This is a genomic window from Acinetobacter sp. F16, assembly GCF_052712855.1.
Genome location: NZ_JBRATK010000006.1, coordinates 106,406 through 122,425 on the forward strand (window position 1 = coordinate 106,406; position 16,020 = coordinate 122,425).

General features: G+C 37.6%; 15 protein-coding genes. All 15 read right to left on the reverse strand.

What is annotated here, in order from left to right:
- Positions 1-8 precede the first annotated feature (8 nt).
- The 15 genes from ACU0NF_RS05475 to ACU0NF_RS05545 all read right to left on the reverse strand — a co-directional run bounded on the left by ACU0NF_RS05475 (position 9) and on the right by ACU0NF_RS05545 (position 15,529).
- Positions 9-797: a helix-turn-helix domain-containing protein gene (locus ACU0NF_RS05475; RefSeq protein ID WP_445660397.1), complete on the reverse strand. Its 789-nt coding sequence runs from the start codon at positions 795-797 to the stop codon at positions 9-11.
- Positions 788-1,549 (reverse strand): type IV pilus biogenesis/stability protein PilW, encoded by a 762-nt coding sequence (gene pilW / locus ACU0NF_RS05480; RefSeq protein WP_131385948.1) that lies wholly within the window; start codon positions 1,547-1,549, stop codon positions 788-790. The genes ACU0NF_RS05475 and pilW overlap by 10 nt, the downstream gene beginning before the upstream one ends.
- Before the next feature lie 61 nt (positions 1,550-1,610).
- Complete coding sequence (rlmN, locus tag ACU0NF_RS05485; protein ID WP_445660398.1) at positions 1,611-2,846, reverse strand: 23S rRNA (adenine(2503)-C(2))-methyltransferase RlmN; 1,236 nt, start codon at positions 2,844-2,846, stop codon at positions 1,611-1,613.
- A gap of 123 nt (positions 2,847-2,969) precedes the next feature.
- Positions 2,970-3,401, reverse strand: coding sequence for a nucleoside-diphosphate kinase (gene ndk / locus ACU0NF_RS05490; protein ID WP_131267131.1), 432 nt, complete (start codon positions 3,399-3,401; stop codon positions 2,970-2,972).
- A 109-nt stretch (positions 3,402-3,510) separates the two neighbouring features.
- The gene (gene iscX / locus ACU0NF_RS05495; RefSeq protein ID WP_086192927.1) at positions 3,511-3,711 is read right to left on the reverse strand and encodes a Fe-S cluster assembly protein IscX; all 201 of its coding nucleotides are present in this window, start codon (positions 3,709-3,711) and stop codon (positions 3,511-3,513) included.
- Positions 3,712-3,796: 85 nt separating this feature from the next.
- Positions 3,797-4,348 carry a phosphatase PAP2 family protein gene (locus ACU0NF_RS05500; RefSeq protein ID WP_445660399.1) on the reverse strand — a complete coding sequence of 184 codons (552 nt, stop codon included), beginning with the start codon at positions 4,346-4,348 and terminating at the stop codon, positions 3,797-3,799.
- Between the two features lie 31 nt (positions 4,349-4,379).
- On the reverse strand, positions 4,380-5,663 hold the full coding sequence (locus ACU0NF_RS05505; RefSeq protein WP_445660400.1) for a glycosyltransferase family 4 protein: 1,284 nt from the start codon (positions 5,661-5,663) through the stop codon (positions 4,380-4,382).
- Positions 5,664-6,032: 369 nt separating this feature from the next.
- On the reverse strand, positions 6,033-6,443 hold the full coding sequence (locus tag ACU0NF_RS05510; protein ID WP_445660401.1) for a hypothetical protein: 411 nt from the start codon (positions 6,441-6,443) through the stop codon (positions 6,033-6,035).
- A 9-nt stretch (positions 6,444-6,452) separates the two neighbouring features.
- On the reverse strand, positions 6,453-8,780 hold the full coding sequence (locus tag ACU0NF_RS05515; protein ID WP_445660402.1) for a fimbria/pilus outer membrane usher protein: 2,328 nt from the start codon (positions 8,778-8,780) through the stop codon (positions 6,453-6,455).
- A 10-nt stretch (positions 8,781-8,790) separates the two neighbouring features.
- Entirely contained in the window at positions 8,791-9,489 is a 699-nt protein-coding gene (locus ACU0NF_RS05520; protein ID WP_445660403.1) for a fimbrial biogenesis chaperone, read from the reverse strand.
- A gap of 114 nt (positions 9,490-9,603) precedes the next feature.
- On the reverse strand, positions 9,604-10,032 hold the full coding sequence (locus tag ACU0NF_RS05525; protein WP_445660404.1) for a hypothetical protein: 429 nt from the start codon (positions 10,030-10,032) through the stop codon (positions 9,604-9,606).
- Between the two features lie 1,043 nt (positions 10,033-11,075).
- On the reverse strand, positions 11,076-11,891 hold the full coding sequence (locus tag ACU0NF_RS05530) for an XAC2610-related protein (RefSeq protein ID WP_445660405.1): 816 nt from the start codon (positions 11,889-11,891) through the stop codon (positions 11,076-11,078).
- Positions 11,892-12,177: 286 nt separating this feature from the next.
- Positions 12,178-13,194: a ketol-acid reductoisomerase gene (ilvC, locus tag ACU0NF_RS05535; protein WP_445660406.1), complete on the reverse strand. Its 1,017-nt coding sequence runs from the start codon at positions 13,192-13,194 to the stop codon at positions 12,178-12,180.
- A 119-nt stretch (positions 13,195-13,313) separates the two neighbouring features.
- Entirely contained in the window at positions 13,314-13,805 is a 492-nt protein-coding gene (gene ilvN / locus ACU0NF_RS05540; protein ID WP_131287452.1) for an acetolactate synthase small subunit, read from the reverse strand.
- Positions 13,802-15,529, reverse strand: coding sequence for an acetolactate synthase 3 large subunit (locus ACU0NF_RS05545; RefSeq protein WP_445660407.1), 1,728 nt, complete (start codon positions 15,527-15,529; stop codon positions 13,802-13,804). The genes ilvN and ACU0NF_RS05545 overlap by 4 nt, the downstream gene beginning before the upstream one ends.
- Between the last annotated feature and the right edge of the window lie 491 nt (positions 15,530-16,020).

Below are 16,020 nucleotides of genomic sequence, written 5' to 3' on the forward strand. Positions count from 1 at the left end.
TTTACCCATTAACGTGATAAACGGAAATCTGCTTTGCCATTCACTGTATAAGGTGACAACGCAATATTTTCATTATTCAAGGTTAAGGTTACAGCTGATGCATCATCCAGACGAATTTGGAATGGAGTTTCACCATTTAATTTCACTGTCGATGCCTGACGACCTGTTGCCAGAACTTTACCGGTTGAATCCACAATATGCACAGAGGTTGGACGGCTAAACTGAAGTTCCAACTGATCACCCGATACAGCGGTTGAATTATCTAAATTCAACACTTCCACGTCAGATTGTGCTGGGGCAATTTCTGGGCCATCTTCTTTATTTGACGACATGTTTTGCACAGCCATCACCGCAGCAACTACAGCAAACAGCACCACTAAAGCAATAACAATACGTTTTAACCACTTCTTATTGCGATCACGATTTGAACCTGGCAGTTTGCCCATGATTTTAATCGGTGAATTATTTAAGGCATGATTGGGCAATAATCCCGTATCATTTTGATAAATTTCATCAAAACGCTGAATGCTTGCGGTTGCATCGACCTTTAAATATTTGGCATAAATACGGTAGTAACCTTTAATGAAGGTCGCTTCCGGCAAAGCTTTATAATCATCTTGTTCTAAAGCTGTCAAAGTTTTCACTTGCATGTTCAAATCTTTGGCAGCGTCATTTAATTCACGCTTTTGTGCAATTCGAATTTGACGTAAGTACTCACCTGGACGCTGAACATTTCCTAATGCATTGGGTACTACGCTTGAACCATTTGATTGCTGTGAATTAGGATTTACTTCCATACGGCCTCAGTACTGTACTGTAATTGCAGATAACGTTGGTATTCCGGACTTTCCGGGAAAAGCGCACGCAATTGATTGACAAGTGCCTGCATTCCCATCGTGTCACTATTTGCCCGTGCATTTCGGATACCAATCCAGAGCGCACGCGCACCTTGATTCTTTTGACCTACACCACGCACAAACTGTTCATACAATTGTGTCGCAGCCGCGGTCTGCTGTTTCAAATAAAAAATTTCGGACAACTCTAACATTGAAATGTAGGAATCACGATTTACTTGTAGGGCCTGTTTGAATGATTTTTCAGCATTCGTCATGTCACCTAGTTTTAAATAAATGCGTCCAACATTTTCCAGTGCCTTGTAACGTTGATCATAACCCAATGTCGTTCCCGCCACATTGAGCTGCTCAATCGCGTCATTATAACGCTCAATTTGATACAAATAAGTACCGTAGTTGTTACGCGCTTGCGCATTTTGGGGATCAGCAGAAATGGCACGCTTAAAATATGCGTCTGCTTTATCCATGCTGACTTTACTGCCCTCTTGTTGCAGTAAAATCCCCATCATCATATTCGCAGCAGAATCTCGGGAATTCATTTCAAGCGCTTGGTCTAAAGTACGCTTTGCAGAATCCAGATCACCGGATTTAATATATTCTGCAGCCAATTGAGTGCGAACTTTAATTGCTTTTTCTGGATCTTTCTTCACCATGGTTGTCTGTGTCTGACAAGCAGTGATAAAAATAGCAGACATACAAATCGTTGTAATAAAAGCTAATTTATATGCGGGCTTTCTCAATTGGCGTCCCCTTTTATTATCCTTGAGAGCGCATAATCTCATTACTTTGCGCAATTTTCTTTTTCCACTGTTCCGCACGACGGGTACGGTCAGCCACTTGACCCACTAACTGTCCACACGCAGCATCAATATCATCACCACGTGTCTGACGAATCGTACACACAAAACCGGCATCAGACAAAGTTTTTTGGAAAGAAATAATGCGGTTACGGCTTGAACGACCGTATGGTGCATGCGGGAATGGGTTAAATGGAATTAAATTAATTTTACTTGGTAAATTTTTAAGTAGCTTAATCATTTGTTGCGCATGTTCAGGATGATCATTCACGCCATCCAGCATGACATACTCAATGGTCACGTGTTTACGTGAACTTTCGTTACCATCTTTGGCAATATAACGCTGACATGCAGCAATAAGCTGTTCTAAAGGATATTTTTTATTAATTGGAACCAGTTCATTACGCAGTTCATCATTTGGCGCATGTAAAGAAATGGCAAGTGCTACATCTATGTCTTTGGCCAACTGGTCAATCTTCGGTACCACACCTGAAGTTGATAAGGTCACACGGCGTTTAGACATACCATAGGCAAAGTCATCCAGCATAATGCGCATTGAACTCAGCACAGCGTCATAGTTGAGCAATGGCTCGCCCATGCCCATCATCACTACATTGGTCACTGAACGCTCACGCTCTGCAACAGGCACTTCTTCCATATAAGAATAGTTTGCCATCCACAGCTGACCGATGATTTCTGCAGGGGTTAAATCACGCTGGAAACCCTGTTTACCGGTCGAGCAGAATGAACAATCCAGCGCACAACCCACTTGTGAAGAAATACACAAGGTTTTACGTAGACCGGTTTTGTCTTCTGCCGGGATCAGCACGGTTTCAACCAGTGAACCGTCACCATCACCGACACGGAACACCCATTTACGGGTACCGTCTTTAGAATAGTTACGGTGTACCACTTCTGGTGCTCTGACTTCACAAACCCGTTCCAGTTTTTCACGAAGTTTGCCTGAAATATTGGTCATTTCAGCAAAATCAGTCACAAAGAACTGATGAATCCATTTCATCACCTGACCGGCACGGAACTTCTTCTCGCCAATATCTTCGAAGAATTTTTCCAGTTGCGGACGTGACATGCCGAGTAAGTTCACTTTTTCCACAGCATTTTGCTGTGTTGGAGTGGATGGAGATGGTTGCTGTTCAGCTGAAATTGCAGAGACAGCGACGACTTCAGTACTCATGTGTAATTACCTAAACCATGTCTAAAGATGAAAGGAGAAGCTCAATAATCGAGCAAAGTTTTATTCAGAAAATAAAAAAACCAGATAAGTATAATAACACTTATCTGGCTTGAATACTTCGAATTAACGAGTACGTGGAGCAATCTCAGTTTGAGCGAAGAAGTAGTTAACTTCACGATCAGCAGATGCTACAGAGTCAGAACCGTGAGCAGCATTTTCGTCGATGCTTACAGCGAAATCTGCACGGATAGTACCAGGAGCAGCTTCTTTAGGGTTAGTCGCCCCCAAGATATCACGGTGAGCAAGAACAGCGTTTTCGCCTTCAAGAACAGATACAACAACAGGACCAGAAGTCATGAATGCAACTAGGTCACCGAAGAAACCACGTTCTTTGTGCTCAGCGTAAAAGCCTTCAGCTTCAGCTTGAGTCAAATGTTTCATTTTAGTTGCAACGATTTTAAGACCAGCTTTCTCAAAACGAGCAAAGATGTCGCCAATGTGGTTTTTAGCAACTGCGTCTGGTTTAACGATAGATAAAGCGCGTTCGATAGCCATGATTGGCTCCTTATGTCAATTTGACGAGAAAATTTTGCCGCATTATACCGAGATAATCAGCAAGTATCAGCTTTTGATATGTAAAAAGTTGCTTTTTTCGATTTACTGATTAACGAACTTCGTCAATCCACGCCATTTGGATCCCTTCCAACAGACCTTCAGTCGATTTTTCCGGGTCATCCTTGAAGTCTGGCAATGCACAAACCCAGGCATGCAGGTCTGTAAAACGAATCCATTGTGGATCGACATCTGGATGGGCTTCAGAAAGTTCAATGGCAAGATCAATGGTGTCAGTCCAACGTAAACCCATGGTTATTCCTAAACGCTAAATGAATGCCCTACTTTAACAAATTCCTAAAATCGAGAGAGAGTTTTTCGATTTTTAAAAGACATTTTTATAACACGATATTTAAAAATGGCGCGGTAAAAATAATGCCAGTGGCAACCAACACCCCAATCAATGCACCTACAATCACATCACTCGGATAATGCAGCCCTAAAACCATACGCGAGACGGCAACCAAAAGCGTAAACGGCAACATAAAAACAAGTAACATCGGCTGAATATAGCCCAACACTGTACTGGCCATGACGGCATGCAAGGTATGTCCAGACGGAAAACTAAAATGATCTAGCGGCGGCTCTTGTAACATAACTACTTGATGCACCTGATAAGGTCGAGGACGCGTGGTTTTTTGTTTTAAAATTTTATAGATTGCAGAACCCACAGATCCACTAATCAAGATATATAGCAATTGCTCTATATAAAAGCTATCTTCCAACACCCAAAGACTGGCCAACATCAGGCACCAAAACAAACCATTGCCCAGACGGCTAATAATTTTAAAAAAATAGGCGACAGTTTGTGAATGGGAGAAATGATTCAGATATAAACATCCTTTTAAATCGAGATCCAGCATCGTTATTATTGCTTTTTTTAATTTCATGATGATGCTCCTTTAAGCGTCTGCTTAAAATTCAGGATGTCATTTGCCTCTCTCTGGCAACTCCATAGAGTGCCTGTTCAAATTGTCGTACCGGATGCTGCCATCCTGCATCCATTACTGTTTCACGGGCTTTCATCCCCATGTATTTTAACTGTTGATTATTCGGTAATTGATCAATCGACTGAATCAGTTTATCCATCCGACCCAAAGGACTTAACCAGCCAGTTTCACCATTTTTGACATACAAGTGCGCACTGGCATAATCATAAGCAATGACCGGCAAACCGCTCGCCATAGCCTCAAGCACCACATTACCAAAAGTTTCCACTTGGCTGGCGAACACAAATACATTGGCGCTAGCATAGGCCTGAGCTAAATTCAAACCGCTTAAGTTTCCCATAAAAATAACGTCATGACTTTGGCATAACATTTCCAATCGGCTTCGATCTGGCCCATCACCAACAATAACGAGTTTTACATCCTGCCGAGTCGCTCGCTTCATAGCCATATATGCATTCACCACAACCTCTATTTCCTTTTCGGGAGACAACCGTCCTACATACAACATTACCCTGGTTTCTGGAGTTACCTTCCACTGTTGGCGCAAAGCATCCGAACGATATTCTGGAGAAAAACATGCAACATCCACACCACGCCCGACAATAGCCAAAGGACAACAAACTCCAAACTTTCTTAAAATATATTCTGTATCTTTACTGGGAATACATGTCATTTGTGTATTGTTATGAAACCAACGTAAATAGCGCTGAATAGGCTTAACTAAAAAAGCCAAATCAAAGAAGCGACTAAATTCTTGAAAAGGTGAATGGAAGCCACTTGAAACAGGAATTCCTTTGGTTTTTGCAGCCTGCAGAGCACTCAAACCCAAGGGTCCTTCGGTAACAATATGCACAACGTCTGGTACAAATACATCCAGTGCATATGATAGTTTTAAAAATTGTGGCCAACCAAATTGAAGGTTTGGATACTTGGGAATAGATTGTGCTCTGACCAAACACTCTTTATTAGGTGTAAAGTCATGACAAGTCGGCTGTTGCTCTGGTCGAATCAGTAAAATTTTATGACCTTGTTTTTGTAAACCTTTACATAATTGTAGTAAAGAGAGTGCCACTCCATTAATTTCTGGAGGCCAAGTCTCAGTGACAATAGCTATTTTTAGGCGTGGACGAACCAAGTCACTTAAAACCTGGGTCTCATCACACCTAATATCTTGCTTTTTTTGTTTAAAATAAAATTGAAAAGTTTCTGGAAAATCTTGTTGTTTGAGCAGACTGGTCGCATATAAATTTGTCATACAACACCTATGTCGTTATTTTAAACTTAGCGTAGATGTTGTTTCTTTCAGTTTGATGATTATTATATGACCGTTTATTGACACGTCTTATAAGGTAAAAGTGAATAAAGACTAAAGCATTGCCCATGTAACATGATCGTTAAATGTTTCTTTACTGCCGATCCGTATTCATAAAAGCTTCTATATTCCCTCATACCAATATATAAAATCATTCAAATAATAAGCTTCAGTAAACTTTCTTCCGAAAAAACTATTTTGGGACGGCACTTAAATTATCGAAATAAATCTCATAAGCCCTACTCACTTTTATTATTAATCAACTCAAAACACTCTAAAGATTGTGCAACTTATTTAATAATCGAATTTATATTAGAATGAAATATCAACTGAAACTCGATCTCGATAGATTCCTGCGGGAACACCATTTAAAGGATTATCTTCAAGTTGTACAGATATAATATATTTTTGTCTTTGTGCTCCAGCCTGATTAAGGTGCACTCCCCATAAATTTTGATTTGCTCCTCTCAAATTCAACTTGGTCCTTAATTTATATGGCCCATTTGAAATATAACTCATTCCATTGGGTGTGATTAAATTTTGGCTATTAAATAAAATCGAATAGCTCGCATCGCATGAAATATTAAATGAAGTTGCCGACTGACTACGCTGATAACTTGCCAAGCGCATTTCCGAGTTAGTAAATCCATCAATTGAACATTGTTGAGCAGCAACCATTTCACTCATCAATGCGCCTAAAATTATTAAAATGAATTTATTCATTTTCAACTCCTATTTACATACGGGGCTCAAAACCTGATTAGCTAAATTTTCGAATTGATTCTGATTAAGGACAAATTGAGACTGGCATTGCGTTCCCCCTTGCGTCTTAACTACAAGGTTGTAACGATCAGGCTTGGATACATACAAATAGACGATCCCATCACTTCCCACAAAATATGGCTCTGTGGATATTCCTTCTACCTGAACTTCTGATCCTGCCAATAAGTTATTTCCATTAATATCTTTAATATTTATAGCAAGGCGTTTTGTTTTATAAATGGGAAAATCGATTTTATATCCGCGTTGATCTAGGCCAACCAATCTTTTAGAAGAAGATTCAAAAGTTTCCTCCATAGGCAACTGATTCTGATCAAAAGAAATATCATAATTTATGTAAGGAATAATATGATGTACAAACATATAGCCTTTATCATTAGTGCTACCGACCAATGATGAGGATTTATAAATATCCAAATTTGAATGATTATTGACGTTAACAAGGGCAAAAGCATTATCGGCATATTTGGTTAATGCCGCTTTATTACCTAACCAAACTAATGCACCTTCAAACATGGCTTGTGAAATTCGATTATCTTTATATTCATCATGAGAAACACGCAAGTTACCAATATCAGTTTTCCACAACCCATAAGCATTATAATTTATTTCATCTTCAATTCGGTTTACACCTAACACATAGTCAAAGCCATTTTGTGTCATTGTTGTTTTTCTAAAGCTTAGTCGGGTTTCATCGTTGTCAGTATCATGGTTTAAATTGATTTGACCTTTTCCAACCCAATTATAATTAAATGCAATATTAAACCCATAGTCCTCATCATCTCCAAAATCTTTAAAAAAACCGAAGGTTGAATACAAATTATTGGTTAAATTTTTCCTTGCAATAATATCAAAAATTTTGCGGTCATTCGGGTCAGCATTATTAGAAGTATAATTTGTCTGATCGATATAACTTATGTTCAGCCCATCTATATATTTAAGGTTATAAAAATTAAAATAAACCAGATTGGATGTTTTGATATTAGAATTAAATTCTTCATCACTAATATATTTATATTGCTCAGAAAAAAAACGGCTATTTATTCCAAATGACCAATTCATAAAATCTCGGCTAAGAGATACAGAAGCACCATATCCTTGCTCATTTTTAGCATCGCTTAGCGCAAAAGCAGTGTCTAAAAGTACAAATTTGCTTAATGCTTGAGTCCATAACAAACTGGCATTACTCGCCTCCTCACTATATAAAACATCTCCTCCTAGAGTAGTGGATGAAGTAATTCCTCGCCTAAAATATAATTTCGAAAAAAAGTCTCGGTAATCATCATCAACCTCATCATAGTTATATCTGAGTTTACCTAAAGAGAAATTGTATTCATTTAACTTAGGTTTGAGTAATTGATTATTGATATAGATAGGAAAACTCTGAACAGTTCTATTCCCCAAAATATCTTCCACAACAATTTGGGCATTTCCTGCCTGATTAATGAGTGCTCCCGTAGGCAGGGAGTAATTACCTGGTGTCACAGAATTTTTATACAATTGAACGCCATTAAGGTATAAATCGACTGTGGAAGGGAGCGCAGCACTTCCTTTTAGAGTCGGTGCATTCCAGTAAATGAAATCTGGCCGATCTGTATAATTCGTTCCAATACTCAGTCCTCCAAACCGGAATGAATTATTTAAAGTGTTGTAAGGACTGGTCGTATCCCCGAGAGTTAATGTTAAAAATTTTTCAGGAAATTCAATATCCAAAGTACTGTTTACTCGAAGTAATTTCTTTTCGAATTCATCTGGACTATTTCTATATAAAAAAGAATTTTTTAATAACCAATAGTCTTTAAATATGCCTAGTTCAGAAAATGTATTAAAGTCCTGCTCATAATTATCTTTACTATAAAAAAGACTATAGTTCAAAAAACCACCAAAGCTTGCTTTTTCTGGTGGCGTAGTGGTATTTAAATCATATTGCGTATCTTCAAAATAATCTGGTGGAAAATTTATTTTTATTGCTTGTAAAGCTTGATCATCTTCAAATTTTATTGAAGATGAAGTCAATAAACAAAAATCTTTTTTAAGAATATCCCTGCCCAATTTCTCGATACGGACTCCTACATTTTTTAAGGCCTGACATTCAATAAATTTTTTTCCATCCCTCAAAAAAGTAACTGCTTCCGTTTTATAATCCAGGCCATTGATCCAGATATTTACAATGACCATATCTACTTCTTGTTGTTGATTTACTTGCTGATTACTATCTGCATTTACATGAGTAAAACTTATACTACAAATGATCATTGTAAGAATCTTAGTGGCCTTCATAGCACTACCCCTATCCTTTTACTGAGTATTCCAAATACTTCTCATCCTTATCTGTTTTAATTTTAATTTTTAACTCATTATTATTGGTAATCTCCCCAAGCTCAAGCTTGATCCGATTCCCCCCCAAAACATACTGACCCAATTTCTTTTTTAAAATTTCTTTATCTTTATTATCTGTTACAAGAATTTCAACAATTTTTATGTGCGATTTGGCCAAATTATCAATATTTAAATAAGCTTGATTATCTAGTTTTTCTAATTTTAGGTTTAATTTAGGATTCACCTGTTTCCCAGCAAATAATGGCAAGGAAAAATTAAATAAAAAATTAATCGAGGAATCATCTTCAATGGGCGTAACCTCTTTAAAAATGATACGCCATGTCTGTTCTTGATTCATATTTGCGAGTGGTTGACTAAAACCAACACGTACAATTTGTTTACTCTCGGGTTTTAATTCAAAAGTTTTAGGGTTAAATAAAAGTGTTTTATCTTCTTCTAAAATATCTTCACCTTGCTGATTTTGTTTCCACTTCACTGCAGAAATTTCAAATATCCGTGATTTCTTTAATCCTGTGCTTTCGACGCTGACTGTGGTACTTCTTTGCCGGGTCGAATCTTGAATATATAACTGTATAGGGTTAAATTTTATTCCTGCAGATACAGATAAACTACACAGAAGTAATCCACAAAAACCTATTATTTTTTTCATTATTCTTTGCCCCAAATATATAAAATTATTTTTCTGCTTTTAAAGGCTAAAAATAGGAGATGCTGAAATGCACCTCCTATATGATCTTTTTTTAAAATAGAGAATGCTTTTAAGTTAGAATTTAACTTCTACACCATAAGTTCCTCGGTAAGTACCCGCATATGTTCCGATACCAATGTTACGGGCCTGAGCTCGAACACCATAAGTATGTTCACGTCCATCCCAAGTTACCGTCGAGCCACTGCGGTATGTAGCCCCACCCCGTCGAGTAGTTTGAATACTTACCGGCACAGAACGAGTACCATTGACCAGTGTTCCAGGAGGTGTAATCGTCAAACTATAATCCGCATTGGTACGTACACCAAAGGTTGTGGCATCGGTATAATTATTTTGTTCTGTAAGTACAAGATTTGAATCTGCAATATCAAGATCACAATGTTTTGGAACTTCTAATACGATATCAATTTTGCCTTTACAGTCATGACCGCAAGAAGATTTTCCTGGTTTATGCCCACCTCCACGATCTGCTTCTCCTGCATGCACGCTTGTTACACATACACCAAAGGCTAGTGCTGCTAATGCGGCTTGTATTGTTTTATTCATAACTTTCTCCATTTCTTTTTAAAGAATGTAATAAGAATGTTTATATATTTAATGTTAACAATTACGTTTGTAACTCTTTTTATTATGAGTAAGGTTTCGTAATCGTTGATTTATCTTATTACGATTAATATAAAAATTTTAAAAATGTTATTATTCACAATATTTTTTTATATTTTGATTTTTCACTGCCACTCTTGGATAGAACGCTATTTTTATTAAGATTTAGATTACTAAACAATAAGATACAATTTAAACTTGTTTCCAATTATGTCAAAAAACAACTAAATATTTCGTAAAATAAATTAATAAAAAACTAAATACTTAATTTCTATATTTTTTTTAAATTATTAATGTATTACACAAAAACATAATAAGATTACATAAATTACAAAAGAGTAAAATTTATTTCTTATTTTCTCATAAATACGTGATTTATTTTTTAATTTTACGTTATTTTTATAACAACCTCTCATTTTAATAATTTTATACTTACACTCTTATTATTAAAATATCAAACAATTAAAAACATTCAATAAAAACTAAAAATTCAAGTTTATAAATCTTATTCAAAATAAAAATCTTGTCATAATTATCAATTATTTTGATTGTATTTATATTGCTTTCGATATTTCCCAAATTTTAAGTAATCGTACTTACTTTAATTCAGCATGTAATGTTTTAAGAATGATTTTTTAAGAAATTAAATCCTATATTTATTGAGAAATGGATTATAAAAAATATTAAATGAATATTTATTTAAATAAAATTTATAATTTAGGATTAAAAAGCGATTAATACTATTATTTAATCATTAAAAAATACATAAGCTAACCCATGTAAAACCCACTTAGCTTAAAAAAAATGAGTTAATTCAGACTATTAAATTATAATTATTTCACATACAAAATTTAATATCGAAAATCTTAAAGCCATTATTCGATATAAGCCTATACATAGTATAATTATTTTATTAAAATTTATATTTATTCTATTCGATTTAATAAGCCTTTTTCTACTTGATACACCTGTCCATCTCCAAAATCAATCTGTTGTTTATCACCATGTAATTTTGGAAATCCTACAATTCTTTCAAGTTGGGGGGAGCGTTGAAACTGCTTGTTTTTGGGGTTAAACATCCAGTAAATATAACGTTTATCTTGAATTGTTCGTTCTTCTGAAATATCTGACAACACAATATCGTAATATCCATCAAAATTAACATCCATATAACCGATACTTTTTGGAAATGCGCTAAATCCTGACAGCGCCTGTACAATGCTATTATTATTTTTATTTACAATGTCTACTCGTTTGAGTACCGAACCATAGGGTTGCTGAATATCTTCTAAGCCATAGAATTTAAAGATAAAATTAGGTTTATCTGCAATTTTTATTGCAGGCTCAAACTGAATAGCTTTCCCTAAAGCATCATCACCTTCAACAAACACCGCCTTCAGATCACCGCTATTGGCATTAAGCATCCCCGATAATTGATAAGTACTGCTTGTTATATTTTCAGGGTCAGCATCAATAGATTTTAAATCCAGCTGATCCCCTTTTTGCAATCCTTTTAAATTGATTGTCTGATCTTCAATAAGATCATATAGCGTGGCATGCGGATTCCAAATACCTGCATATAAGCTAAGGAAATATCTTCCCTCGCTCGAACGCAACATGCGTTGCATGGAAACACGAACATTATTGAGTGGCTTGTATTCTGGAGGAATTAAAATGGTTTCAGCCGCACTTAGGTTGGTAAAAGTCAACGCAGCAATACAAAGCAATAATTTAGTTTTCATTGTTCAGCACACTTATAAATGCGGAAATTATGAGTACTGTATCACAAAAAAACTGCTCAATTGAGCGGCCTTTTTTGTATCTTTGAAACAGAAAAAAACTTAGTTTTTCTCTTTGTCTACAATCTTGTTCGCTTGAATCCAAGGTATGAGCAAATTCAAAGCTCTGCTTTGAATGAAGTGCAAGGAGACAAAACTCTGCTTGTCACAAAATGCAAGAAAGGGAAAGCTACCTTGTATAAAAAAGCCCCTGTTAAAAACAAGGGCTCTTTGACTTAGAAATTAGAACTTAGTTCTTTTCTTTATCTACAATCTTGTTCGCTTGGATCCAAGGCATCATTGCACGTAACTTGTTACCAGTTACTTCAATACCATGCGCTGCGTTTTGACGACGACGAGCAGTCATAGATGGGTAGTTCAACGCACCTTCTTGAATGAACATCTTCGCGTATTCGCCAGATTGAATACGTTTAAGCGCATTACGCATTGCTTCACGAGATTGTTCGTTGATAACTTCAGTACCAGTTACGTATTCGCCATATTCAGCGTTGTTCGATACAGAGTAGTTCATGTCCGCGATACCGCCTTCGAACATTAAGTCAACGATCAATTTAAGTTCGTGTAGACATTCGAAGTATGCCATTTCAGGCGCATAACCAGCTTCAACCAAAGTTTCGAAGCCCATTTTAACCAATTCAACCGCACCACCACAAAGAACCGCTTGCTCACCGAATAGGTCAGTTTCAGTTTCTTCACGGAATGAAGTTTCGATAATACCTGTACGGCCGCCACCTACGCCTGAAGCATAAGAAAGCGCAACGTTACGTGCATTACCAGAAGCATCTTGGTGAATTGCGATTAAGTCAGGAACACCTGAACCACGTTGGTATTCTGAACGTACTGTGTGACCAGGTGCTTTAGGCGCAACCATGATCACGTCTAAGTCAGCACGTGGAACAACTTGGTTATAAAGAATTGAGAAACCGTGAGCAAACGCTAAAGTAGCACCTTGCTTGATGTTTGGCTCAATCTCGTCACGGTAAAGTTGAGATTGGAATTCATCTGGAGTCAAGATCATAACTACATCAGCTTGCGCTACAGCAGCAGCAACTTCAGCAACTTTAAGACCAGAATTTTCAGCTTTCTTCCAAGAAGCAGAGTTAGCACGTAGACCAACAGTTACGTCAACGCCAGAGTCTTTAAGGTTAAGCGCATGCGCGTGACCTTGTGAACCGTAACCAATGATCGCTACTTTCTTAGATTGGATGATAGATAAGTCTGTGTCTTTATCGTAAAAAATTTGCATTGCTGTCTCCGCTTAAATGCTTTCGTTTCCTTTTATCCAAGCCAATGATGTTATTGGTATTCATTAGCTTGGAAGCTCATCTATATGATGAACAGAATGTGTGAATAAAATTAAATCTATTAGATTGTTAAAACTTTTTCGCCGCGCGCGATACCGGATACACCTGAACGCACCACTTCAAGAATGGTATTTTCTGCCAGCGCATCAATAAAGCCATCCAGCTTTTCAGTGGTACCTGCGATTTGAATCGTATAGGTCGTCGGTGTTACATCGACAATTTGTGCACGGAAAATGTCTGCAGTACGTTTGATTTCCGCACGTGCTGATCCAAGTGATTTCACTTTAATCAACATCAGTTCACGCTCAATGTGCGCACCTTCAGACAAATCCACAACCTTTACAACTTCAACCAACTTGTTGAGCTGTTTAGTGATTTGTTCAATTTTATGATCATCACCATAAGTGGTAAGGGTCAAACGCGACATGGTTGGATCTTCAGTCGGTGCTACGTTTAAAGTCTCAATGTTATAACCACGTTGAGAGAACAAACCGACTAAGCGAGAAAGCGCACCAGCTTCATTTTCAACGAGTACAGAAATTATGTGTCTCATTTTGTGCGCTCTCCTTTTCCTAACCACATATCTTTCATAGATTGACCAGCAACCAACATTGGATAAACGTGTTCTGAACGATCAACCATAACGTTGATGAATACGCACTTATCATTGATGGCCATTGCTTCGGCAAGCTTAGAATCAAGCTCATCTGCATGGTCAATTTGAATACCGACGTGACCGTAGGCTTCCATCAATTTGGCAAAATCTGGCAATGAATCTACATAAGAACTTGAATGACGACCTTCGTAGTTCATATCCTGCCATTGTTTAACCATACCTAAAGCACGGTTATTCAAGCAGAGAATTTTCACATTTAAGCCATATTGCTTACATGTCGATAATTCCTGAATACACATCTGAATCGATGCTTCACCCGTAATACACACGACTTGCTGGTCGGGGAATGCGAGTTTCGCAGCCATGGCATATGGCAAGCCCACACCCATTGTTCCCAAACCGCCAGAGTTAATCCATTGACGTGGACGTTTGTATTTATAGTAGTTGGCACCGAACATCTGATGCTGACCTACGTCTGAAGTAATAATGGCTTCACTGTTGGTGATACGATCAAGTGCTTCAACCACCTGCTGTGGTTTCATTACACCATCAACGCCTGCTTCATAACGCAAGCCATGTACTTTGCGCCATTCATTGATTTGAGACCACCATGCAGCAATCGCTTCAGGATTTGGCTTGGAAACATTCATTTGTTTCAATTGAACCAACATCTCTTGAAGTACAGGTTCTACCGCACCCACGATTGGAATATGCGCCATGATGGTTTTTGAAATCGTCGCTGGGTCGATATCAATATGAATCACTTTTGCATTTGGACAGAATTTTGCTGGATTATTGGTTACACGGTCATCGAAACGCGCACCGATACACAAAATCACGTCTGCATTGTGCATGGTCATGTTGGCTTCATACCTACCATGCATACCTAACATACCAACGAACTGCTCATCAGTCCCCGGGAAAGCACCTAAGCCCATAAGGGTATTGGTTACCGGGAAATTTAGAAGATGTGCAAGTTCTGTCAATAATTCAGATGCATTGCCTTGAACAACACCACCACCACTATAAATGACTGGACGTTCAGCGCTAATCAGCTCTTCAATGGCTTTACGGATTTGACCTGAGTGACCACGATGCGGAGGTTGATACGAACGCATCTTCACTTTTTCAGGATATTCGTAAGCGAATTTTTCTGCAGGATTGGTTGCATCTTTAGGAATATCAACAACTACAGGACCAGGACGACCTGAAGATGCAATATAAAATGCTTTTTTGATAATTCCAGGAATTTCACTGGCATGACGCACCTGGAAACTATGTTTCACGATTGGGCGAGAAACACCAACCATGTCTGTTTCCTGGAATGCATCTTCGCCAATTAAATGTGTTGCAACCTGACCAGACAAAATCACCATTGGGATTGAGTCCATATAGGCCGTTGCAATAGGCGTTACTGTATTGGTTGCACCTGGGCCTGATGTGACAAGTACCACACCAGTTTTACCTGTGACGCGCGAATAGGCATCTGCCATGTGACCAGCAGCTTGCTCATGACGTACGAGGTAATGATTGATTTTGTCTTGTTGAAAGAGCGCGTCGTAAATATGCAGTACTGCGCCGCCTGGGTATCCAAATAAATGTTCAACGCCTTCGTCCGCCAATGCGCGAACGAGCATTTCACCACCAGATAAAAGTTCCAACGTGATTCACCCTAATCTTTTTCACTAACAAATGGAGGGCATTTGTAGTGGTTAATTCATTAACTGTATGCACTGTTATAGCACACAAATTTCATAGTTTTCATAGCAATAGGAAAAAAATCTGACCTGACTGCTGTTTGAGCAATATGAGGTCTAAAACATGTTGGGATAAACATATTTTGTTGGCTTTGTTCAGCTTCTCGGCTAGAGAAGAAGTCCATTGCTAAAATGACGCTGATTCGAAGGGTGATCAAATAAACGCATATAAAACTACAGTCAGCATTTTTGTGGTTTCGACTATTAAAGTCAAGTTTAAAAATTAGCTTTTTCTTGATTATTTACAGACCGGCTGTTTTTTAAGCTTTTTGATTCATTTCAGCATTTATTTGTTTATGGATGATTTCACCAGAAAAACCAATCACTTCGTTACACCTGACAGTTTGCTCATAAAAAAATACTATAAATTAAATAAATAATTTTAATATGTTATG

Bases quoted from the DNA above. Each gene is read 5' to 3' on its own strand.
- ACU0NF_RS05475 (WP_445660397.1), bottom strand. From the start codon at position 797: ATGGAAGTAAATCCTAATTCACAGCAATCAAATGGTTCAAGCGTAGTA.
- pilW (WP_131385948.1), bottom strand. From the start codon at position 1,549: ATGTCTGCTATTTTTATCACTGCTTGTCAGACACAGACAACCATGGTG.
- rlmN (WP_445660398.1), bottom strand. From the start codon at position 2,846: ATGAGTACTGAAGTCGTCGCTGTCTCTGCAATTTCAGCTGAACAGCAA.
- ndk (WP_131267131.1), bottom strand. From the start codon at position 3,401: ATGGCTATCGAACGCGCTTTATCTATCGTTAAACCAGACGCAGTTGCT.
- iscX (WP_086192927.1), bottom strand. From the start codon at position 3,711: ATGGGTTTACGTTGGACTGACACCATTGATCTTGCCATTGAACTTTCT.
- ACU0NF_RS05500 (WP_445660399.1), bottom strand. From the start codon at position 4,348: ATGAAATTAAAAAAAGCAATAATAACGATGCTGGATCTCGATTTAAAA.
- ACU0NF_RS05505 (WP_445660400.1), bottom strand. From the start codon at position 5,663: ATGACAAATTTATATGCGACCAGTCTGCTCAAACAACAAGATTTTCCA.
- ACU0NF_RS05510 (WP_445660401.1), bottom strand. From the start codon at position 6,443: ATGAATAAATTCATTTTAATAATTTTAGGCGCATTGATGAGTGAAATG.
- ACU0NF_RS05515 (WP_445660402.1), bottom strand. From the start codon at position 8,780: ATGAAGGCCACTAAGATTCTTACAATGATCATTTGTAGTATAAGTTTT.
- ACU0NF_RS05520 (WP_445660403.1), bottom strand. From the start codon at position 9,489: ATGAAAAAAATAATAGGTTTTTGTGGATTACTTCTGTGTAGTTTATCT.
- ACU0NF_RS05530 (WP_445660405.1), bottom strand. From the start codon at position 11,891: ATGAAAACTAAATTATTGCTTTGTATTGCTGCGTTGACTTTTACCAAC.
- ilvC (WP_445660406.1), bottom strand. From the start codon at position 13,194: ATGCAAATTTTTTACGATAAAGACACAGACTTATCTATCATCCAATCT.
- ilvN (WP_131287452.1), bottom strand. From the start codon at position 13,805: ATGAGACACATAATTTCTGTACTCGTTGAAAATGAAGCTGGTGCGCTT.